This window comes from Bradyrhizobium lablabi, from assembly GCF_018131005.1.
Classification (GTDB): domain Bacteria; phylum Pseudomonadota; class Alphaproteobacteria; order Rhizobiales; family Xanthobacteraceae; genus Bradyrhizobium; species Bradyrhizobium lablabi_D.
Genome location: NZ_JAFCJK010000009.1, coordinates 222,890 through 242,586, shown reverse-complemented (window position 1 = coordinate 242,586; position 19,697 = coordinate 222,890). Strand labels below are relative to the sequence as shown.

20 protein-coding genes and 2 tRNA genes are annotated in these 19,697 nt (G+C 63.2%); 15 read left to right on the top strand and 7 right to left on the bottom strand.

The window, feature by feature from the left end:
• Positions 1-153 precede the first annotated feature (153 nt).
• Positions 154-1,023, bottom strand: coding sequence for a formylglycine-generating enzyme family protein (locus JQ553_RS26240; RefSeq protein ID WP_212502919.1), 870 nt, complete (start codon positions 1,021-1,023; stop codon positions 154-156).
• 368 nt (positions 1,024-1,391) lie between these two features.
• A complete protein-coding gene (locus JQ553_RS34655) occupies positions 1,392-1,457 on the bottom strand; it encodes a DUF2237 family protein (RefSeq protein WP_249144603.1) in 66 nt (21 codons plus the stop codon).
• Between the two features lie 175 nt (positions 1,458-1,632).
• Between JQ553_RS34655 and JQ553_RS35345 the strand changes: the two genes are divergently transcribed.
• Complete coding sequence (locus tag JQ553_RS35345; RefSeq protein WP_409363094.1) at positions 1,633-1,698, top strand: hypothetical protein; 66 nt, start codon at positions 1,633-1,635, stop codon at positions 1,696-1,698.
• A 286-nt stretch (positions 1,699-1,984) separates the two neighbouring features.
• Here the strand turns inward: JQ553_RS35345 and JQ553_RS26230 are convergent, their stop codons facing one another.
• Positions 1,985-2,230: a hypothetical protein gene (locus JQ553_RS26230; protein ID WP_212502918.1), complete on the bottom strand. Its 246-nt coding sequence runs from the start codon at positions 2,228-2,230 to the stop codon at positions 1,985-1,987.
• A 535-nt stretch (positions 2,231-2,765) separates the two neighbouring features.
• Between JQ553_RS26230 and JQ553_RS26225 the strand changes: the two genes are divergently transcribed.
• On the top strand, positions 2,766-3,761 hold the full coding sequence (locus tag JQ553_RS26225) for an ABC transporter substrate-binding protein (RefSeq protein WP_212502917.1): 996 nt from the start codon (positions 2,766-2,768) through the stop codon (positions 3,759-3,761).
• 557 nt (positions 3,762-4,318) lie between these two features.
• Here the strand turns inward: JQ553_RS26225 and JQ553_RS26220 are convergent.
• The 4 genes from JQ553_RS26220 to JQ553_RS26205 form a co-directional block, all read right to left on the bottom strand.
• Positions 4,319-5,095 carry a hypothetical protein gene (locus JQ553_RS26220; protein WP_212502916.1) on the bottom strand — a complete coding sequence of 259 codons (777 nt, stop codon included), beginning with the start codon at positions 5,093-5,095 and terminating at the stop codon, positions 4,319-4,321.
• Between the two features lie 1,539 nt (positions 5,096-6,634).
• A complete protein-coding gene (locus JQ553_RS26215; protein WP_212502915.1) occupies positions 6,635-7,852 on the bottom strand; it encodes a bifunctional DNA primase/polymerase in 1,218 nt (405 codons plus the stop codon).
• Positions 7,853-8,450: 598 nt separating this feature from the next.
• Complete coding sequence (locus tag JQ553_RS26210) at positions 8,451-8,867, bottom strand: hypothetical protein (protein WP_212502914.1); 417 nt, start codon at positions 8,865-8,867, stop codon at positions 8,451-8,453.
• A 145-nt stretch (positions 8,868-9,012) separates the two neighbouring features.
• A tRNA-Thr gene (locus tag JQ553_RS26205) sits at positions 9,013-9,087 on the bottom strand.
• Positions 9,088-9,648: 561 nt separating this feature from the next.
• Here JQ553_RS26205 and JQ553_RS26200 point away from each other — a divergent pair.
• From JQ553_RS26200 to JQ553_RS26140, 13 genes are all read left to right on the top strand, one after another.
• Positions 9,649-11,346: a cyclic nucleotide-binding domain-containing thioredoxin-disulfide reductase gene (locus tag JQ553_RS26200; protein WP_212502913.1), complete on the top strand. Its 1,698-nt coding sequence runs from the start codon at positions 9,649-9,651 to the stop codon at positions 11,344-11,346.
• A 3-nt stretch (positions 11,347-11,349) separates the two neighbouring features.
• Positions 11,350-11,658 (top strand): UBP-type zinc finger domain-containing protein, encoded by a 309-nt coding sequence (locus JQ553_RS26195; protein WP_212502912.1) that lies wholly within the window; start codon positions 11,350-11,352, stop codon positions 11,656-11,658.
• A 177-nt stretch (positions 11,659-11,835) separates the two neighbouring features.
• Positions 11,836-12,345: a hypothetical protein gene (locus tag JQ553_RS26190; RefSeq protein ID WP_212502911.1), complete on the top strand. Its 510-nt coding sequence runs from the start codon at positions 11,836-11,838 to the stop codon at positions 12,343-12,345.
• Between the two features lie 118 nt (positions 12,346-12,463).
• A complete protein-coding gene (locus JQ553_RS26185) occupies positions 12,464-13,288 on the top strand; it encodes an alpha/beta fold hydrolase (protein WP_212502910.1) in 825 nt (274 codons plus the stop codon).
• 109 nt (positions 13,289-13,397) lie between these two features.
• Positions 13,398-14,057: an epimerase gene (locus JQ553_RS26180; protein WP_212502909.1), complete on the top strand. Its 660-nt coding sequence runs from the start codon at positions 13,398-13,400 to the stop codon at positions 14,055-14,057.
• A gap of 105 nt (positions 14,058-14,162) precedes the next feature.
• Positions 14,163-14,591 (top strand): DUF2948 family protein, encoded by a 429-nt coding sequence (locus JQ553_RS26175; RefSeq protein WP_212502908.1) that lies wholly within the window; start codon positions 14,163-14,165, stop codon positions 14,589-14,591.
• Between the two features lie 174 nt (positions 14,592-14,765).
• Positions 14,766-16,061 carry a histidinol dehydrogenase gene (gene hisD, locus JQ553_RS26170; RefSeq protein ID WP_212502907.1) on the top strand — a complete coding sequence of 432 codons (1,296 nt, stop codon included), beginning with the start codon at positions 14,766-14,768 and terminating at the stop codon, positions 16,059-16,061.
• A complete protein-coding gene (locus tag JQ553_RS26165) occupies positions 16,058-16,561 on the top strand; it encodes a UPF0262 family protein (protein WP_212502906.1) in 504 nt (167 codons plus the stop codon). Before hisD ends, JQ553_RS26165 begins: the two co-directional genes overlap by 4 nt.
• Positions 16,562-16,615: 54 nt before the next feature.
• Positions 16,616-17,083 (top strand): low molecular weight phosphatase family protein, encoded by a 468-nt coding sequence (locus JQ553_RS26160; protein WP_212502905.1) that lies wholly within the window; start codon positions 16,616-16,618, stop codon positions 17,081-17,083.
• 211 nt (positions 17,084-17,294) lie between these two features.
• The gene (locus JQ553_RS26155) at positions 17,295-17,924 is read left to right on the top strand and encodes a Maf-like protein (RefSeq protein ID WP_212502904.1); all 630 of its coding nucleotides are present in this window, start codon (positions 17,295-17,297) and stop codon (positions 17,922-17,924) included.
• Between the two features lie 89 nt (positions 17,925-18,013).
• A complete protein-coding gene (gene yacG, locus JQ553_RS26150) occupies positions 18,014-18,196 on the top strand; it encodes a DNA gyrase inhibitor YacG (protein ID WP_212502903.1) in 183 nt (60 codons plus the stop codon).
• A 114-nt stretch (positions 18,197-18,310) separates the two neighbouring features.
• Positions 18,311-19,288 carry a tripartite tricarboxylate transporter substrate binding protein gene (locus JQ553_RS26145; protein ID WP_212502902.1) on the top strand — a complete coding sequence of 326 codons (978 nt, stop codon included), beginning with the start codon at positions 18,311-18,313 and terminating at the stop codon, positions 19,286-19,288.
• Positions 19,289-19,510: 222 nt separating this feature from the next.
• A tRNA-Phe gene (locus JQ553_RS26140) sits at positions 19,511-19,586 on the top strand.
• The last annotated feature ends 111 nt before the right edge of the window (positions 19,587-19,697 follow it).

The window sequence follows — 19,697 nt, the reverse complement described above, 5'->3', positions numbered from 1 at the left end:
ACCGCGAGCACGCGGCGTACGGCCGCGGATGAATTCTAGGGCGCGGATGCGTGCTTTGGGGACTAAGCAGAAATCTGCAACCGGAGCATTGCCGGTTTTGAACCTGAGCGGAAATTTGCCGAGGCAAGGCGCTTCTTCCAAACCGACGCGCCATCATTCGGTGGATCTAACGGTCCATGTCCTTGCGACACGGACGCTCATATAGACAAAGCGATTGGGCGAGCCGGACCAAAGTCGCGCAGATGATCGGGCCGTTTGGGCAGTTCGGCTGAAGGCGCCACCACGCAGAACGCGACGGTCACAGTTCCCGGTCAGCCAGGCTGAGCCATCAGATGGCGCTCCGTCGTAGTTTTCGTTCCAGCAATCCTCGACCCAGTCATAGACGTTGCCATGGACTTGATAGAGCCCCCATGGATTTGGCGCGAACGATTGAACGGGTAGAGGCCGTGCTCCTGCAACGACGTCCTGAAAATCGCCGGCGCTTGCAGAAATCAATTCACGATTGCCTGGATCGCAATTTGCCTTTGAAGGTGCGAAAGAATTTCCCCACCAGTAAGCCGTCGTCGTCCCGGCACGCGTGACATATTCGCGCTCAGCTTCGCTCAGCAGGCGATAATGTCGACCGGTGGCTCGGGAAAGCCAAGCCACGTATTCCTTGGCATCATTCCATAGCAGATCGATCACGGGCTGATCTCCGCGGCCCCAGCCGCTGTCAGCGGGCCGATGGCTGCACCCCTTTGCAGCAACGCACGCGTCCCATTCGGCCATCGTCACAGGAAAGCGACCTACGGCAAAGGGCTGTCGAAAGTTTACTTCGTGCCGTGGCCTTTCGCCGGCGGTGCTTCCCGGCTCTCCATCATTCGCACCCATCGAAAAGCTACCTACGGGCACCACAATCATTTCAGGACATTGTTCGCATTCCTTGAACTGATCCAAAGGTCTTAGCGCGCGCTCTTCCTTGCGTGACAGGGGTCGCGCCGAACGCAGATCTTTTATTTCTTCAAGGATGGTGGCTGGCGACATTGAGCCGCCCGCGATCGCCGGTGCCGGTTGCGATAGTGTTCGCTGAGCGGGGATGATTGCCGCCAGTACCGCAATAACAATTGAGCTAGTGGCTCTGCTCAAATGCGTACCCTGCGGGTTGCGTCGGATTCGCGCGGTCGATCGAGTTCGAGGCGGTTCGCAATTGAATAGTCTGCAATGGACCGAAGCGGTGTGAACTGGGTCACAGTCCGCAAAATCCTTTGACGTCCGCCTTTGGCCCGTTGCTGCCGATTCAACATGTCCCCTGTGAGGTCAGATCTCTGAGCAAGATCGGACCACTTGTGCTCGATGCGAGACTTTCGCAGTTTGACCCAACTGAGTGGCGCGCAAAGAGACCACGCGAGGCGCTACCCCGCCTCGAGTGCTTCGTGCCAACGCGGAGCACAGAGGCACCAACGGTCGCCGGGTTTCAGGCCGCGAAAGCAGAATTCCGGCCAAGATCACTGGCACGAGACGCTTGGGCGCCAGTGGCTGAGAGTTCTATACGCTCCCGCCTTTCACGGATGGGGGGAGCACTCACCATAGCCCTCTATTTCTTCGATATCCAAAGCGGCCGCGAATTCTTTTGCGGATGAAGAAGGGCTGGATTTGCCCGATCAAAAGGCCGCCGAAATCGAAGCGATGCAAACCCTGGCCGGGATGGTGAAGGAGTAGAGTCCGCCTTTGCAAACGAACGGCCCGATATGGCAATTGAGGTCCGCTCTGCAGCCGAGCAATTGTTTTGCGTATGTCTGATCTATTGGAAGTCGGGCACCAAGCATTGAAGCCGCCGGCCAGTACCCGACGCTGATCTGCGGTCTGCTGAGCGGCCTAGCGCGAAATGACGCATCCGGGCGGCCAGTGGTTCGCCGCCGCTCAGAGAAAAAAGTCCCGACCGATGGCCTGCGCTTTAGTTGTTACATCCGGCCAGTGTTGAGCATCTCCAGCGCTTGCTCGAAGGTTAGCCCAGATGTCCATCCATCAGCGCCTTAATGATCTCGCGCTCCTCTGGTGTCAGGAAAGCGCGGCGTGGCAGGTTGGGCAGGCTTGGGAAGAGCTGATCGAATACTTCCCTGGGCACGTCACACACGGCATTCAGAACCGCCGCGATGTCGTGCTGCTCCCAGGAGCCGCACAGCACCCAAGCCTCACTCGCCGTGTATCGGCAAGCGTGGCCGTCGAAGCTGCCGTAGAACGGCTCGATCATTGGCAATCCCCGTTAGCCGAGGCGCGTTGATAAGGCGGTAGATAATTCCACGGAGAAACGGAATTTTGCGTTTTGCCAAGTTTGCGGCCGCGAAAATTGGAGCGCCGCCGCGCTCGGAAATGTTGGAACGTGGCGTTTTGGACATCGCCCCCGCCGCTTGCCGGGGTCAAGCGGACACCCTCCAGGAGCCGAGACAGTCTGCAAATTGGACCCAGAGGACCAGCCGGCCAAAAGCGGGCACCGCGATTTCCGTCAGCACTGCAGCCACGATCGAAGGCAACCAATCAGGTTCCATACGCGTTAATAGGCGTCACCGAACGGATCCGTGGCATTTGCCGGTGACCGAGAGACCAATTGCGCTCCCGCCCCAAGCCGAGGAACTGCTCATGTTCGAACAGCCTCGGCCGGTTTTGACGCAAACCGGAAATTCAACGATCAAGCTACTCCTGCATGCGGCTAATCGCGCCGCCCTCAGCCAATTTGGAAGCTGTAGGCTCGATCTGTCTTTGAGCGTGGTCCTTGGAAGGAGGATTGCATGCGACGTCGGGAGTTCATTGCGTTCGTTGGTGCAGGAGTCATGCTGCCGCTCGGCGCAGGGGCGCAGCAATCGAAGAAGGTGTACCGGATCGCGCTACTGCACCCATCGCATCCGGTATCCGAGCTGACTGAAAACAGCCGCTTCAAATATTGGCGAGAGTTCTTTCATGCACTTCGTCAAGTCGGGTACATTGAGGGAAACAACTTGGTGGTCGAGCGTTTTTCGGGTGAAGGGCATATCGACCATTACCCTGAGCTCGCTCGTGAAGCCGCTGCTCGCAATCCAAATGTTATTTTTGCGATCACTATTTGGATGGTCGGCCCTCTCAAAGAGGCAACCTCCACGATCCCAATTGTTGCGATGACCAGCGATCCGGTCCAACTCGGCCTTGTGAAGAGTATGGCCCGGCCGGGCGGAAACATCACTGGTGTTAGCGTAGATGCGGGTCTTCAGCTTTGGGCGAAACGACTTCAGCTTTTCAGGGAGGTCGTTCCAACAATATCGAAATTAGGAATTTTAGGCGTACAAAAAAACCCCGAAGCAGCCGTGATGCAGGAGACGGCCGAGAAAGCAGGTATCGGGGTCGTAGGTCCGTCTTATGTGGATAAAGGCAACGATGAGGAGTACCGGGAGGTCTTCGCCACGATGTCGCAGTCAGGCGCCAACGCCCTCTTCGTGGATGGAAGTCCTGAACACATCACCAAGAGACAACTTATTGGGGAGTTGGCAGCGAAGTACCGGCTACCGGCCATTTATCCATTTCGGTCGTTTGTTGAGGCGGGTGGGCTTATGTCTTATGGAATTGATCTGGTGGAAATTTTTCGCCGGGCTGCGAGTGACATTGATCAAATTCTCAAGGGCGCAAACCCCGCCGATATTCCCTACTATCAGCCAACTAAGTTTGAGCTTGTCATCAATCTCAAAGCTGCGAAAGAAATCGGACTTACAGTGTCGGATCCGCTGCTCGCCCGCGCCGACGAGGTGATCGAGTGAGTCTTTGTTTGCGATGTATGAGTCCGGAATTGATGCTGTGGAACGACTCCTCCACCGGCGCGAGAGAAGTCCGCTGCGAGGGGGAAGGTACTGTGATCGGGCTCACATCACCGGGAAAAGTGGGAATGCAGGCATGCCGGGTCACGCTGGTGGGCCGCTGCGCCGCGAAGTCCTCGACCTGAGCGACTTAGGGATGGTTTGACGATCCAGAGCCGGCTGTGATCGGCACCCGCCTATCACCCCCGGGCCAGAGCCAGCCGCTGCCGTTATTCAGCCACTTCTATCTGTTCGTCGGTCCAACGAGGAGCCGCGAAGTAGGAAGATCAGCCCTCGACGTTCTGAGGTGGTGGTCCGGCCGCTGGTCGAGCTCGCGCTAGGGACGTCAAATTCCCGCGATAAACGGGCACTTTTTACCGCTTTCGTGTGGCAAACGGGGCGGTGAGCTATACCCCTAGCCCAGACGTCGTCAGAGCCTCCGCGGAGCCTATTTTTTAAGGGGTTTGCGCGCGCCTCAAACCCGACCTAGGGCCGCCGCGCCCGAACCACTTCCTGGCCGCTCACCCGCTCACCCGCTCGCCCTCGAGGATTCGGGCCTCGAGCTTCTGCCGAACATCTTCCGGCGTCGACGGCGAGGACAACTGCACCAAAGCATTCCAGCCGACGGTCCGATAAATCTCTGGACGGTCGCCGTACAGCCGCGCAATGCGGGCCATCTCGCCCACTTCGGTCGCGTTGTGGATATCGAATTGCCGGCGAATGATCGCGCCGAACTTCCTGTTGCTCGACACGGTGGCGCGTACCGCGGCCAACTCCCTGCCAAGCGCGACCTTCTTCTCGACAATCGCCGCCGCCTTCGCCGCCAACGCCTCGGTTCGCTGCCGTGCTGTCTGCTTCGGCGGTGCGACGTCCTGCTTCTCGGCAAATGCTTCGGCAAGCTCACGGTGCAGCAGCGTGCCGAGTCCCCAGCGCTGCGGAACGGCGTCGCGGTTCGCTCTGGCTTGCCTCTGGATGGCGCCGAGGTTTATCCCATCGAATACCTCGAACCAGCGGAGACCGGAGTCGGCCCACTCCGGATACGCGATCAGGATGTCGCTGATGGCGTGGAGCGAGAACGCGTCGATCCGCGCCCTGGTTCGGTTCTCGGTCTCTGTGAATGTGCGAAGTAGCTGGATGGTGTGCCCCTCGCCATGATCGCGGAGGATGTCTTGTAGGGTTGCCCGCGCCGTTGTCTGACCCGGTCCTGGCCGTTGCGTGGTGGGGATGATCTCGATTCCGACATCGGCGCAGATACCAGCAAGCGTCACGATCACCTCGGCCGGCGGCGATGACGCCATATTGAGACGACGCCCGCGATGTCGCGGGTTGCGAACCACTCTGAGCGGGTTCGTACTGAAAGCACCAATCGGTAGCTAGGACGCGCGGCCACTTTCCGACGTCCACGCCAGACGGGGCAGCGCGGCGGCAAATCTTCTGGTCCGAGTACGCCGTCGGTTCGGCAAATCGGCAATCGCGGCAAGCTCGGCTCTCTTGGGGCACTGGGTTTCCTAAAAACGGTGCGTCAACCGCGCCGCCCGAGTTCAAACCATGAGGATCAACAGGCTGTCTGGACCTGTCGACGCCGATACAATGCCAGCGGCGGCGCTGCGTCGCTACAAAGCAAACGCGCGAAAACACGCATCAGATCAACCGGCCGCGCATCAAGCGATATCGCGCCTCGTCGACAAGCCATCGACCAGCGACTTTCAAGCCGAAGCCGCCGCGGTCGATCGGATTTTGCTCGCAGTCTTTGCGAACTTGGCTTTCCGACCGGCCGCAGAACGCCGTAGCTTGAGACGGCGCTATGTAACGGGCGGGACGTTGAGCGATCAGCTTGCCGAGGTCGCCTCGGCTTCGTCTATGGTCGACCGCAACGATGCGATGACGGCGTCGAGCTCGGATATCTCGGCGTCGGTCATCGCGCATCCTCGCTCAGGCTGTACAGCTTCCGCCGCCGCCACCGGGGCAACTCCTGGACAAGGCCCTTGGCAACCATTTTGCGCAGCGCGCGCCTCGTGCAGACCAACTCCGAAACGGTGCACCGGCGCCAGCCGGGCCGAACCATTACACGCCGGAAGCTGTAGACGGCGCCGGCGATGTCTGCCGCGGTCAGCCTGTCCCTGCGTCGCAACGCCTCGAGGATCGCCCGACGCAAGGCTTTCGGCTTTCCAGAAAAGCCCGTTTCGAGCCTAAATGCCGATGGCATTGGGGTAACTCCTGGAAAGACAACTTGAATTTCGGAAATCCCGGCTACGCTGAAATGTTGCAGGGTCCCGACCCGTGATGGAGAAAAGCCGCGATACGGTCCCTTGATTTTTTTTCGCGGAATTGCCCCGCTGCGCCCTTGTCGCGCCCACCGGTGCGCTCTCCGCATCCGGCCTCGCAAAAGAGCGGCTGGCGCTCGAGGGCTGGCCGACGCCGCAGGGGTAGCCTGCCCCGGCCTGCAGGCCGCGGACGAGCGGGGCAGGCGGGGGGTAGGCGCCAGCGGTGCAAGCAGGTAGTGAGCATGTGTCGGTCATGGTGCAAGCCAAGCCCGAAGCTCATCATCAGACTCCCAGGCCATGTCTTGGATTGCGGACCCCATGCCATACGGCAGGCCCTCGACCGTGGCCGCCTCGGCCGGTATCCCTCGGCTTCCAGCTCTGCGATTTTGGCCGCGGCCGCCCTTTCATCGCGGTCGGTGGCGGCGAGGACGTTCTTGATCTGCTGGACAATTGCTGCGCCAAGGTCTTGCTCGGTGCGCTTCGTTTTGGTGTCGGCCATGGTCTTAGTCATAGGCATAGGTCCTGTCTCAGGGTTGGGGGTGCGGGAGAGAACTGGGGGAGAGTGTTCTTTTCTTATTGCTGGCCATTATTGGACAGTCTGAGGAGCATGGGGCTTGGAGGGCGGAAGGTCGCCGGCTTGACCACAATGAAGTAGCCGCCCTCGATCAACCGCGACCTGGCGGCGGTGAAGCGTTGTCGGCGCCATCCACCTCCCGGCATCAAATTGCAGGCTTCATTTGCGAGGCAGAAATCGCGGCCCCAATGATGCCGGCGCACGAACATGAGCAGGGTGAAGGCGTCGGGGTCGCCCATCATCAGGTCGTCGACGAGCGCGTGATCGATCCTTACGTGGCGACCGACTCCGAACCAGTTCTCGCCCTTCTGGGTTTTGTCCCACCAATACTTGCACCGCTTGACGATCTCGGAGTGTGCCTCGGTATCGGGCCACGGCTCAGTCATCATTTCATTCATCTCCCTTGCGATCTCGATCAGTTCGTCAAGGCTTCGGGCGTGGTGGGCTTGGCGCGCGACGTGCGGCCAGAATTTCTTGTCTCGCTCTCCGTCTCGAGCCGATCGGAGACCGTCGAAGGCCGAATCCGCAACGGTTTCGGATTTGGCTCGCATAGGCTCGAGCGCCACCAAGTCCTCGAGGCGGCCGTGTATGATTTCATAGCTTCCGCGAGCGCCACGGGTCGGAGGCAAGACGATCGGTCCGCCGCCGATAAGATCGATGGGCTTGCGCGGATCGGGTCGGATCTTCCGAGCCTCGCCAACGTGCCGGTAGTAGGCGTGGAATCCACCGCCGCCGGTTCTGACCACAAACCGCGAATTGCCGAATTGACGCTGGACGTCAGCTAGAAGCCGCTCGCCGGCCGGGCCACGTTCATCGATATCGACCACGGTGAAGCGGTTGCGGGCACCGGCTACAGCGGCAAGCCCTGGCGCGTCCGGAAAGCGGATCGCCATCTGCTGACTCGCCGGCAGGCCAATCCGATTATAGTGCGACACCATCGGGCGCTTGGTCGCGCCGTCGAACGGAAAGGTCGCGATATTCAGCGCGGCGTATTGAGGCTGCGCGTTTGCGAATAGTCCTGGAGGCTTGCAAAAAGCCTCCGGATGTGTTTTTGTACCGATACGCATAAAAATACCTTCTCTGGAGCCGCCCCTTGCCCGGGCGGCTTTTCCTTTGTGTGGGCCATTGGATTCCCCTCCTATGGTGCTAAAAGCCGCCGAGCGGCGGCGGTGAGTGTCTCGAATCCCGCCGCAGCCAAGCGGCGCGCGTGGCCTCATGGGCTGCGACACTCTCGGCGAATTGCCGCGACTCGAATGGTCCGGCTGCCTCGTCGGTGAGGCCAATCTGAAAGCGGCCGTCGTCGCGCTGATAGATTTGCTCGGGGGTGTTCATGCGACGCCCGCCGATCTGGCGCCGGGCGGCCACCTGCGGCTTTCCAGCCATAGTTCGCGGGAGCGACGTCTTGCTCCATCTCCGTGACAGGTAAATCCGCAGAACTTGCGGACGTACTGCGGAGACTCAAATGCCGCGCCACACTCGGCGCAGATGCAATCGTAGCTTTTGGGCTTGGCCCGAGGCGCCGCCGTCTTCGGTGCGAGCGGTGCCCGCTCGTGCGACAAACGCAGCGGGGCTACATCTCGCTTGGCCTCAATTGGCTCAACAGCGGGCGCGGTGATGTGCCGGTTCGGGGTCGGACTAAAGCCGCCAAAGGGCGGCAGCAAAGCGACAATCTCGCGCACAGCGGCGGCGCTAGCCGACGGTGCGGTTATCTCTCGCAAGAGGCTCGCTAGATCGGCCACGCGGGCATGCAGGTACAGCGCGTAGCGTTCTTGAGGGCTGCGGCCCTTGGCAATGGCCGCTCGTCTCCGGGCTTTCTTAGACATTAGTGCGTTCCCCAATGTCCAACCGGCGCGGTAATCCCACAATGGACGGCGACACAGCCGTGACGAGGCCGTCACCACTCTCTAACCCGCGCCCATCCGCCATCTCGGCTGTGTTGGCCTCGGCGGCCTCCGGAAAGCGGTCCGGCAGGGCATCGAGAGACGCATTCCCGCCAGCCCTAACCCCACTGCACCACAACAGGGCTTCTTTGGTCCGGCAGAATGAGACGCCGTTCCATCGGTGCCCGGAACGGCGCTGGACGATCCATTGAATGCGATCCCGGCATTCAATCACCCGTGTCGCGTCGTCGAGATGAGCCACGACACGGGAATACTCGTCGTAACTCTCAAGCTCATGCCGCTCCCGCTTTCGCAGCTGAAGGGCTGCGGCCTTGATGTCAGGCGCGGCCATCACAGCGACTCCGCAGAACAACCGGCGAACAGAGTCCCCGCGCTTTCCCCCAATCCTTGGGGGAAGTTCAAAGTCCGTTCACGGTGATGGCGTGGGGGAATGTGGAGCGGCTGCTCCGACAGCATAAGCAATTTCAAGCTGTTGCTGGTGCTGCCGGACAGGATTGAACTGTCGACCTCTCCATTACCAATGGAGTGCTCTACCACTGAGCTACGGCAGCATGCCCGGAAAAAAGGAATCGGCCCAATTGGCCCCAACGGGCGGGGCGGTTCTTGCCACAGGGCCCAGTGAGGCGCAAGCAAAAGGGCGCGTTCGCAGGAGTTGAAGCCGGCCGAAATTGGCATTGTGGATCAGCGATCCCGGCCAATTCGGCCGGTTCCGGGTTGATTTGGTTCCCGATCGCGCGAAGCGCCTGCGTTTGGCGCCAATCGACGCCCGAATCATGCCAGAAAACGCGCGCTGACTGTCGGGCGGCCGGTGCGCCGGCGGCGGCCATTGTCTATCCTTCGCCGTGGCAGGCACCGGCGGGTGCGGGTTTTGAAAGTGACAGGCGATCCTGACAAGGGCGACGATCCAGGCGGTCCTCGCGTGAAGGATTCACGGCAGGACCGGTTGAAACTGGCCCTGCGCGCGAACCTGAAGCGGCGAAAGTCCCAGGCGCGCGGTCGCGGCGACGCTGCATCTTCCGAAGCGGCCGCGGTCCCCTTAGATGACGCAGGCGGAAACGAGCCCGAGCGTTAGCCGGGATCGTGTGTGTTTGTTCGAAGATCGGGTCGGTGAGATGGCTGTAGACGAGGCGAGGATCAATCGACTGAACGCAACCACCTACGCCTTTCCGCGTCATGAGCAGACTTTCCCGGCCCTGACGGCGCCAGAGATCGAGCGGATGCGCCGCTTCGGCGAACCACGCTCCTTCCAACACGGCGATGCGCTGTTCGAAACCGGCAAGCCCGGCCCCGGCATGTTCGTGGTGCTGTCGGGCAACGTCTCGTTCACCCAGCGCGACGGCCTCGGCCGTGTCACGCCCATCATCGACCAGGGACCGGGACAATTTCTCGCCGAAATCGGCCAGCTCGCCGGGCGCGTTGCGCTGGTAGATGGTCGCGCCGAGGGCGACGTCGAGACGCTGTTGATTCGGCCCGACAAATTGCGCGCGCTCTTGGTCGCCGAGGCCGATCTCGGCGAGCGCATCATGCGCGCGCTGATCCTGCGCCGCGTCAGCCTGATCCAGGGCGGCGTCGGCGGGCCGGTGCTGATCGGCCCGGCGTCGCTCGGCAGCATGGCGCGGCTGCAGAACTTCCTCTCACGCAACGGACAGCCGCATCATTTCCTCGATCCGGAGACCGACAAGGACGCCGCCGATCTCATCGCGCGCTATTCGGCCTCCCGCGATGACCTGCCGCTGGTCGTCTGCCCCAATGGCACGGTGCTGCGCAATCCAAGCGAGACGGCGCTGGCGCTGGCAATGGGCATGATCGGCAGCCATGCGCACGACAAGCTCTACGATGTCGCCGTGATCGGCAGCGGCCCGGCGGGCCTTGCGACCGCGGTCTATGCGGCGTCCGAAGGACTGTCGGTCGCGGTGTTCGACTCGCGTGCCTATGGCGGCCAGGCTGGCGCCAGCGCGCGGATCGAGAATTATCTGGGTTTCCCAACCGGTATCTCCGGGCTTGCGCTCGCCGGCCGCGCCTTCAACCAGGCGCAGAAGTTCGGCGCCGAGATGCTGATTCCGGTCTCGATCAAGTCGCTCGACTGTTCGAAAGCCTCCGGCGCCTTTGCGCTCGCGACCGAATGCGGGCACACGCTGCGCGCCAAGTCGGTCGTGGTCGCAAGCGGGGCCCGCTACCGCCGGCCCAGGATCGACAATCTCGAAGCCTTCGAGGGCCGCGGCGTCTGGTACTGGGCCTCGCCGATCGAGGCGCGGCTGTGTGCCGACCAGGATGTCGTGCTGGTCGGCGGCGGCAATTCCGCGGGCCAGGCCGCGGTGTTCCTGTCGACCCATGCCCGCAAGGTCCACATGATGATCCGCGGTGGCGGCCTCGGGGCCAGCATGTCGCGCTACCTGATCGAACGCATCGAGGCGACACCGAACATCGAGCTGATGTTCAACACCGAAGTGGTCGGTCTCGAGGGCGCCGAGACGCTCGAGCGCGTGCGCTGGCGCAGCCGGCTCGCGCCCGACGAATTCACTCTCGATAGCCGCAATCTCTTCCTGTTCGTCGGCGCTGATCCCGCCACCGCCTGGCTCGAGGGCTGCGGGGTGCAGGTCGATCGCGGCGGTTTCGTGCTGACCGGCGTTCAGAGCGGCGAAGGGATGCGCGCCGTGCCGCATCTCGAAACCACGGTGCCCGGCGTGTTCGCGGTCGGCGACGTCCGCTCTGGATCGGTCAAGCGGGTCGGCGGCGCGATCGGCGAGGGCGCGCAGGTGGTTGCGGCCTTGCACGGTTTCCTCGCCGACAATGAGAACGCCCCCCTCTAGATCATGTCAAAGAGCTGCACGCACATCGCCGGTATCAAGGACGTCACGCCGAGCGCGCGTGGCTGCGAGGAATGCCTGAAGAGCGGCAGCCGCTGGCTGCATTTGCGGATCTGCCGCACCTGCGGTCATGTCGGCTGCTGCGACGACTCGCCCAACAAGCATGCAACCGCCCATTTCCACGCCACCGGCCATCCCGTCATCGAAGGTTATGACCCGCCGGAAGGTTGGGGCTGGTGCTATGTCGACGAGGTGCTGTTCGATCTGTCAGGGCGCAAGACGCCACAGGACGGACCGATCCCGCGCTATTACTGAGTGCGCTTCTCATCGCACGCAGGAATGTGACGTTCGGGTGATACTTTCAAAAAGGCCTTACTCTTTCAAAAAAGCCCTGCTTCGGCTTTGGATGAGATGTTGGCCGTCCTTCCAACTAGCAATTCTCCAGGACGCATCGTAACCTGATCTCGGGTCCTCAACGGGGAGTGGCGTCACATGATCCTGGGCATGAGTCTGGCAACGGTGACGATGGTCCACGTGATCATCAGTCTGATTGCAATCGCGAGCGGCCTGGTCGTGATGTCCGGCCTGCTCGGCTCGAAGCCGATGCCCGGACTGACCGCGATCTTCCTCCTGTTCACGATCCTGACCAGCGCCACCGGATTTCTGTTTCCGTTCACGCAGCTCCTGCCCTCGCATATGATCGGCATTCTCTCGCTGGTGCTGCTCGCGATCGCCTGCATCGCGCTCTATGGGATGCGGCTCAACGGTGTCTGGCGCCCGATCTATGTCGTGACCGCGATGGTCTCGCTCTATCTCAACGTCTTCGTGCTGGTGATTCAGAGCTTCCTCAAGATACCGGCACTGCAGGCGCTGGCACCGGCGGTGCCGCCCAACCCGCCGTCCGGGCCGGTGTTCGCCGTCGTGCAGGGCATCGTGCTGCTGTTCTTCGTCCTCGTGATCATCGGCGCGTGGCGCCGGTTCAGGCCGATGGCGTTCGCCTGATCGGCACGTGAGTCGGGCCAGGCGGCCGCGCCGGCCCGTCATCCGAAGTCAACCGCACCCGATTGCAGGCCACGCTGCGACGTGCGCCCGGCATGACGGCCAGAACAGGAGCAGCTCCATGCCCACCGTCACCACCAAGGACGGCGTCGAGATTTTCTACAAGGATTGGGGCTCGGGACAGCCAATCGTGTTCAGCCATGGCTGGCCGCTGTCTTCGGACGATTGGGACAGCCAGATGCTGTTCTTCCTCAATCACGGCTTTCGCGTCATCGCCCACGATCGCCGCGGCCATGGCCGCTCCACCCAGGTCTCCGACGGGCACGACATGGACCATTATGCCGACGATCTCGCGGCGCTCACCTTGCATCTCAAGCTGAGGAATGCGGTTCACGTCGGCCACTCCACCGGCGGCGGCGAGGTCGTGCACTATATCGCGCGGCACGGCGAGAGCCGGGTGGCCAAGGCGGCGATCCTCAGCGCGGTGCCGCCCTTGATGGTGCAGACGCCGGCCAATCCGGGAGGCTTGCCGAAGGAGGTGTTCGACGGGCTGCAGGCGCAGCTCGCGGCCAACCGCTCGCAGTTCTACCGCGACCTCCCGGCCGGGCCGTTCTACGGCTACAACCGGGCGGGGGCAAAACCGTCGGAGGCCGTGATCCAGAACTGGTGGCGCCAGGGCATGATGGGAGGCGCGAAAGCGCATTACGACGGTATCGTCGCGTTCTCGCAGACCGACTTCAGCGACGACCTCAGGAGGATCACCGTGCCGGTGCTGGTGATGCATGGCGACGACGACCAGATCGTGCCCTATGCGGACTCGGGCCCGCTGTCGGCCAAGCTGCTGCCGAACGGCACGCTGAAGACCTACAAGGGCTTTCCGCACGGCATGCCGACCACGGAAGCCGCCACGATCAACGCCGATCTGCTCGCCTTCATCAAGGGCTGAGCAGTGGCACCAACGCGCCTCTGGCCGTCCTTGCGGGGCCAGTTGACCGCGATCTGCGGCGATCGGTTCGTGACGTTGTCTGAGTGACCCCGCGAGACTGGAGAGGTCCATGAAGGTCATCCTGTTCGGTGCGACCGGCATGGTGGGACAGGGCGTGCTGCGCGAATGCCTGCGCGACACGGGCATCGAGCGCGTGCTCGCGGTCGGGCGCAGCCCGACCGGCCAGCGCGATTCCAGGCTGGTCGAGCTCATCCACGACAATTTCGTGGATTACAGCGCGATCGAGTCGCAGCTCTCCGGTTACGATGCCTGCTTCTTCTGCCTCGGGGTATCGTCAATCGGTATGGACGAGGCGCGCTACCGCCATCTTACCTACGACATCACGATGGCCGCCGCGACGACGCTGGCGCGGCTCAATCCCGGCATGGTCTTCACCTATGTCACCGGCCGCGGCACCGATTCAACGGAGCGCGGCTCGCTGATGTGGGCGCGCGTCAAGGGCAAGACCGAAAACGATCTGCTCAAGCTGCCGTTCAAGGCTGCCTACATGTTCCGGCCCGCCGGCATCCAGCCGTTGCATGGCGTGCGCTCCAAGACTGCCTGGGTGCAGTCGATCTATGTCGTAACCGCGCCACTGCTCTCCCTTCTTGTGCGCGTCGCGCCGGACTACATGACGACGTCGGAGCAACTCGGCCGCGCCATGCTCAAGGTGGCGCGTGACGGCCATCGGAGGCCGGTGCTCGAGAGCGCAGATATCAATCGTCTCTGACGTCATCGGCGTCCGGTCCCGGTTCCGCCCACCGCAACGGCGGATCGCGGAATTTCTTCCCGCATGCGGCTACCTCCGGCACGCCGAGGCGTTATAAGTGTCGCCATGTCGCCGCCCGCCCCGCTGAAACTGATCGCTCTCGATGCGGATGATCTCGCGGTCATCTCCGCCCATGTGCAGGACGCCCGCGTCCAGGCCTCGGACATCGTCTGGCGGCAGGACGAGAAGCGACTGGTGATCGGTATGTTCAGGTTGGACTGGGAGCAGACCCTGTCGGGCGGGACCTGTTCGCGAAGGTTGATCGCCGCGCTTCGCTTCGACCGAGTGCTGGCATGCAAGTCGCGCAACATCGACCTGGAGGCGCCCGAAGCAACACTGGAACTGCTCGGGATCGAGTTCTATGCCTCCGATCCGCCCAGCGGTTGCGCGCTCCTGATGTTCGGCCATGGCGCGGCGCTGCGGCTGGATGTCGAGTGCCTGGAATGCGAGCTGACCGATCTCGGGACCGACGACCTCGGTACCGCGCCGGAATAGGCACAATTGGTCGGGAGGGCAAAGCAAAGCATGCCCGCGACGTCCCAAGATAAGGTGGGCACGGTGCGAAGGGCGTCTTTGCCCGTCTTACGGACCGGCAAGGGTTGACGGCCATTGGCCGCCGCGCCATTGAGCAGGGGACCCTGACCCCTTGACCCCCGTAAGAAAGCCGTCATGCCCGTTCGCCTGGACCGACAGAGCGCCGATTTCGACCAGCGATTCCGCGACTTCCTGGCTGCCAAGCGCGAGGCGTCGGCGGATGTCGAGCGCGCCACCCGCGCCATCGTCGATGACGTGGCGGCCCGGGGCGATGCGGCGCTGATCGAGGCGACGCGCAAGTTCGACCGGCTCGACATCGATGCCTCGGGCCTGCGCGTAACCCCGGCCGAGATCGAGGCCGCGGTGAAGGCCTGCGACGAAAGGACCGTGGATGCCCTGACGTTCGCGCGCGACCGGATCGAATCCTTCCACCGGCGCCAGATGCCGAAGGATGAACGCTTCACCGATGCCGCCGGCGTCGAACTCGGCTGGCGCTGGAGCGCGGTCGATGCGGTCGGACTCTACGTGCCGGGCGGCACAGCGGCCTATCCGTCCTCGGTGTTGATGAATGCGGTGCCGGCCAAGGTCGCGGGCGTGCCGCGCATGGTGATGGTGGTGCCGGCGCCGGACGGCAGGCTCAATCCTCTGGTGCTGGCGGCTGCGCATCTCGGCGGCGTCTCCGAGATCTATCGCGTCGGCGGCGCGCAGGCGGTGGCCGCGCTCGCCTATGGCACCGCGACGATCGCGCCGGTTGCAAAAATCGTCGGCCCCGGCAACGCCTATGTCGCTGCCGCCAAGCGGCTGGTGTTCGGCAAGGTCGGCATCGACATGATTGCGGGTCCCTCCGAAGTGCTGGTGATTGCCGACGACACCGGCAACGCCGACTGGATCGCCGCCGATCTCCTCGCGCAGGCCGAGCACGACGTCAGCGCGCAGTCGATCCTGATCACGGATTCGGCGCGGCTTGCCGCCGACGTCGAGCTCGCGGTCGAGGCCCAGCTTGCCACCTTGCCGCGCGCCGAAATCGCCCGCGCCTCGTGGAAGGATTTTGGCGCGGTCATCATGGTCGAGCGGCTCGACGACGCCGTCGAGCTCGCGAATGCGATCGCCGCCGAGCATCTGGAGATCATGACCGCGGATGCCGAAGGCCTGTCGAGAAAGGTCCGCAATGCCGGTGCTATCTTCCTGGGCGCCCATACGCCGGAAGCGATCGGCGACTATGTCGGCGGCTCCAACCACGTGCTCCCGACTGCGCGCTCGGCGCGGTTCTCCTCCGGCCTCGGGGTGCTTGACTTCATGAAGCGAACCTCGATCCTGAAGTGCGGGCCGGATCAGTTGCGTGCGCTCGGGCCTGCCGCGATGACGCTCGGCCGGGCCGAGGGTCTCGATGCCCACTCACGCTCCGTCGGAATGCGCCTCAACCTCTCATGACCAAGCAGCCTGCCGACGCGGATTCCAACAATCGCATCGTCGCGGTGACGCTCGACGAGGAATCGATCGGCCGTTCCGGGCCCGACATCGAACATGAGCGCGCCATCGCGATCTACGATCTGATCGAGGAGAATTTGTTCGCACCCGAAGGCGCGACGGCGGGCCCCTATACGCTGCACATTGCCATTACCGGCAACCGGCTGATGTTCGATATCCGCCAGGAGGACGGCGCCCCTGTGGTCGCGCATCTGTTGTCGCTGACACCGTTCCGCCGCGTCGTGAAGGACTACTTCATGATCTGCGACAGCTATTACCAGGCGATCCGCACGGCTACTCCCGACAAGATCGAGGCGATCGACATGGGCCGGCGCGGCATCCACGACGAGGGCTCGCGCACGCTGCAGGAACGCCTCAAGGGCAAGGTGCGCATCGACTTCGAGACCGCACGGCGGCTGTTCACGCTGATCACCGTGCTGCACTGGAAGGGTGAGGGCGCATGATGGTCAGGATTGTTCGCGATGGGGTGACAGCCCCTTCGAAAAAAGCCTGATCGCATGGTGGCGCCGCTGCGCGCGCGCGATCCGCAGGCCGTGCTGTTCGCATGCGGCTTCAACAGCGTGCGGTCGCCGATGGCCCAAAGCATGCTGCAGCAGATGTTTCCGCAGGGCCTCTATGTACGCTCGGCCGGCGTCAAGAAGGGCGAGCTCGATCCGTTCGCGGTCGCCGTGATGGCCGAACTCGGCCAGGACATCTCGACTCACAAGCCGACCACCTTCGAGGAGCTCGAGGACTGGGAGGGGCTGAACTTCGATCTCATCATCACCCTCTCGCCCGAGGCACACCACAAGGCGCTCGATCTCACCCGCACGCTCGCCGCCGATGTCGAGTACTGGCCGACGCATGATCCGACCGGCGCCAGCGGCAATCGCGAGCAGAAGCTCGCCGCCTACCGGGAGGTCTGCGACGCCCTCCTGCTCCGCATCCGCCGCCGCTTTGCCAAGGTCGCGGCTGCGAGCGGATAGCTGCCGCATATTCCGGGGAGAGGCGCAGAGTTTGCGCACTTCCGGCCGACCTGCCTCTGGCCGTGTCGCCAGACTGACAAACTGCTGTGCTTATCGGGGCTTGCCTCGACCAGCGACATGATTCGCAGCCGGTTCCCCGGTTGTGAAACCGAGCCCCATCCGATACGTTCCGCGCGCGTCCATCCCCCCGATTCCCAGCCCAAAAGCCCGCATGCTAGGCCGCCCCAAATTCGTTCTTGCTTCCGGTTCGCCGCGGCGGCTTGCGCTGCTCAACCAGGCCGGTATCGAGCCCGACGCGCTGCGGCCGGCCGAGGTCGACGAGACCCCGCGGCGGGGAGAGCTGCCGCGCGCCTGTGCCAACCGCCTGGCGCGGGCGAAGGCCGACGTGGCGCTGAAATCGGTGCATCTCGACGATGACCTGCGCGGCTCCTTCATCATCGCCGCCGACACCGTGGTCGCGGTCGGCCGCCGTATCCTGCCCAAGGCCAATCTGGTCGATGAGGCCGCGCAATGCCTGCGGCTGTTGTCAGGTCGCAACCATCGCGTCTACACCGCAATCTGCGTGGTGACGCCGCGCGAGGCGTTCCGCCAGCGCCTGGTCGAGACGCGCGTCCGTTTCAAGCGCCTTAGCGAGGACGACATCCAGGCCTATATCGGCTCCGGCGAATGGCGCGGCAAGGCCGGCGGCTACGCGGTGCAGGGCATTGCCGGATCCTTCGTGGTCAAGATGGTCGGCTCCTACACCAACGTGGTCGGCCTGCCATTGTACGAGACCATGACGCTGCTTGGCGGTGAGGGCTTTCCGATCCGCTACGGCTGGCTCAACACGGTCGGGGCGTGAGGGCGTGCGCCGCCGTCGCTCGGTCAGTGCCGAGCAACCTTGCAGGCATTGGGCGCTTGAGCGTCCACTTCGTATAGGCCGCATCAGCCATGGATGACCCGGCTCACAAACCCGCTGCCAAGACGAAGGCCTGCCCGATCTGCGGTAAGCCCGCCGAGCAGGCTTTCCGCCCGTTCTGTTCCCCGCGCTGCCGGGACGTCGATCTCAACCGCTGGCTCTCTGGCCGCTATCTCATCCCCGGCCGGGAGGACGAGGTGGACGACGTCGAATAGGGTGCACGCCGCGCGCGTCGGTCCGCATTGATTTCCGTCGCACCTCTCGCCACACTCCGCGCCAACAGCACGACCTGAGGCAATCGGGCGATCACGTCTGGAGGGACAGCGCCCATGCCGAGCCGCCGTCACGTCATCCGCCTTGCCGCCATCGCAGCCCCGTTGCTCCTGATCCCGCGCGCGAGAGCGGGGGACTGGCCGGTCAAGCCGGTCAAGGTGGTGGTGCCGTTCACCCCGGGCGGCTCGACCGACATCACGGCGCGCCTCGTCGGCAACCGCCTGCAGGAGGTCTGGGGCCAATCGGTCGTGGTGGAGAACAAGCCGGGTGCCGGCGGCAATATCGCGGCCGATATGGTCGCCCATTCCGATCCGGACGGCTACACCATCTTCATCGTCGGCCCGGGCATGGCCACCAACCCGTTCCTCTATGCTTCGCTCAGCTACGATCCGGTGAAGGATTTTGCGCCGGTGACGACGCTGATCACGCAGCCGAACCTGATGTGCGTGCCGAACTCCTCGCCTGCCAGGTCGGTCAAGGAGTTCATCGCCTTCTGCAACGACAACCGCGGCAAGGTCACCTATGCCTCGTCGGGCAACGGCACCACGCTGCATCTGAGCGGCGAGCTGTTCAAGCGGCTCGCCAAGGTGGAGATGACCCACATCCCCTATCGCGGCGGTGCGCCCGCCATCAACGACCTGATACCGGGCCGCGTCGACGTCATCTTCGACAACATGCCCTCGATCTTGCAGCACGCGAAGAGCGGCCATGTGCGCGCGCTCGCGGTGACGACCAGGCAGCGCGTCGCCGTGGTGCCTGATATCCCGACGCTCGATGAGGCCGGCGTGCCCGGCTTCGACGTGTTTTCGTGGTTCGCCTTCTTCGTCCCCGCCAGGACGCCGCCCGACGTGGTCGCCAGAATCAATGCCGACACCAACGCGGCCCTGGTCTATCCGCCGGTCAAGGCCCGCTTCGAGGAGCTCGGCGCAAACCCCAAAGGCTCGACGCCGCAGGAGCTGGCGAGCTTCCTGCGCGCCGAGACCGACAAATGGGGTCCGGTGATCCGCGATGCCAAGATCAAGATGGAAAACTGAGGCAGGCAGCCGCGCCGCAATTCATGGACATAACGGACAATCTCGCAATCGGCGTAACCGCTTCGGTATTTGCATCGAATAGTCATTGTCTTTCAATATGTTGATCGTTGTGTCGAAGTCGCGTCACGCCCGGCAAAGCCAACCGCAAAGCCGGGTGGACACGGCCGCCTGACCTCTCTATAAACCGCCCGCTCGCTTCGGCCTTCTTGGGCCCCGCAGCATGCCCAGGTAGCTCAGTTGGTAGAGCATGCGACTGAAAATCGCAGTGTCGGTGGTTCGATCCCGCCCCTGGGCACCATGACTTCCGCCCACCTGTGCCAGCGGTTCGATTCCCGATTTCACGTCACATGAAGCTCTGCTGAATGCAGTGACGAGCCACAAGCGGCTCTCACATTGGCAGGATTCCGGG

Bases quoted from the DNA above. Each gene is read 5' to 3' on its own strand.
- JQ553_RS26240 (WP_212502919.1), bottom strand. From the start codon at position 1,023: ATGTCGCCAGCCACCATCCTTGAAGAAATAAAAGATCTGCGTTCGGCG.
- JQ553_RS26230 (WP_212502918.1), bottom strand. From the start codon at position 2,230: ATGATCGAGCCGTTCTACGGCAGCTTCGACGGCCACGCTTGCCGATAC.
- JQ553_RS26225 (WP_212502917.1), top strand. From the start codon at position 2,766: ATGCGACGTCGGGAGTTCATTGCGTTCGTTGGTGCAGGAGTCATGCTG.
- JQ553_RS26220 (WP_212502916.1), bottom strand. From the start codon at position 5,095: ATGGCGTCATCGCCGCCGGCCGAGGTGATCGTGACGCTTGCTGGTATC.
- JQ553_RS26215 (WP_212502915.1), bottom strand. From the start codon at position 7,852: ATGAGGCCACGCGCGCCGCTTGGCTGCGGCGGGATTCGAGACACTCAC.
- JQ553_RS26210 (WP_212502914.1), bottom strand. From the start codon at position 8,867: ATGGCCGCGCCTGACATCAAGGCCGCAGCCCTTCAGCTGCGAAAGCGG.
- JQ553_RS26200 (WP_212502913.1), top strand. From the start codon at position 9,649: ATGGCTGTAGACGAGGCGAGGATCAATCGACTGAACGCAACCACCTAC.
- JQ553_RS26195 (WP_212502912.1), top strand. From the start codon at position 11,350: ATGTCAAAGAGCTGCACGCACATCGCCGGTATCAAGGACGTCACGCCG.
- JQ553_RS26190 (WP_212502911.1), top strand. From the start codon at position 11,836: ATGATCCTGGGCATGAGTCTGGCAACGGTGACGATGGTCCACGTGATC.
- JQ553_RS26185 (WP_212502910.1), top strand. From the start codon at position 12,464: ATGCCCACCGTCACCACCAAGGACGGCGTCGAGATTTTCTACAAGGAT.
- JQ553_RS26180 (WP_212502909.1), top strand. From the start codon at position 13,398: ATGAAGGTCATCCTGTTCGGTGCGACCGGCATGGTGGGACAGGGCGTG.
- JQ553_RS26175 (WP_212502908.1), top strand. From the start codon at position 14,163: ATGTCGCCGCCCGCCCCGCTGAAACTGATCGCTCTCGATGCGGATGAT.
- hisD (WP_212502907.1), top strand. From the start codon at position 14,766: ATGCCCGTTCGCCTGGACCGACAGAGCGCCGATTTCGACCAGCGATTC.
- JQ553_RS26165 (WP_212502906.1), top strand. From the start codon at position 16,058: ATGACCAAGCAGCCTGCCGACGCGGATTCCAACAATCGCATCGTCGCG.
- JQ553_RS26160 (WP_212502905.1), top strand. From the start codon at position 16,616: ATGGTGGCGCCGCTGCGCGCGCGCGATCCGCAGGCCGTGCTGTTCGCA.
- JQ553_RS26155 (WP_212502904.1), top strand. From the start codon at position 17,295: ATGCTAGGCCGCCCCAAATTCGTTCTTGCTTCCGGTTCGCCGCGGCGG.
- yacG (WP_212502903.1), top strand. From the start codon at position 18,014: ATGGATGACCCGGCTCACAAACCCGCTGCCAAGACGAAGGCCTGCCCG.
- JQ553_RS26145 (WP_212502902.1), top strand. From the start codon at position 18,311: ATGCCGAGCCGCCGTCACGTCATCCGCCTTGCCGCCATCGCAGCCCCG.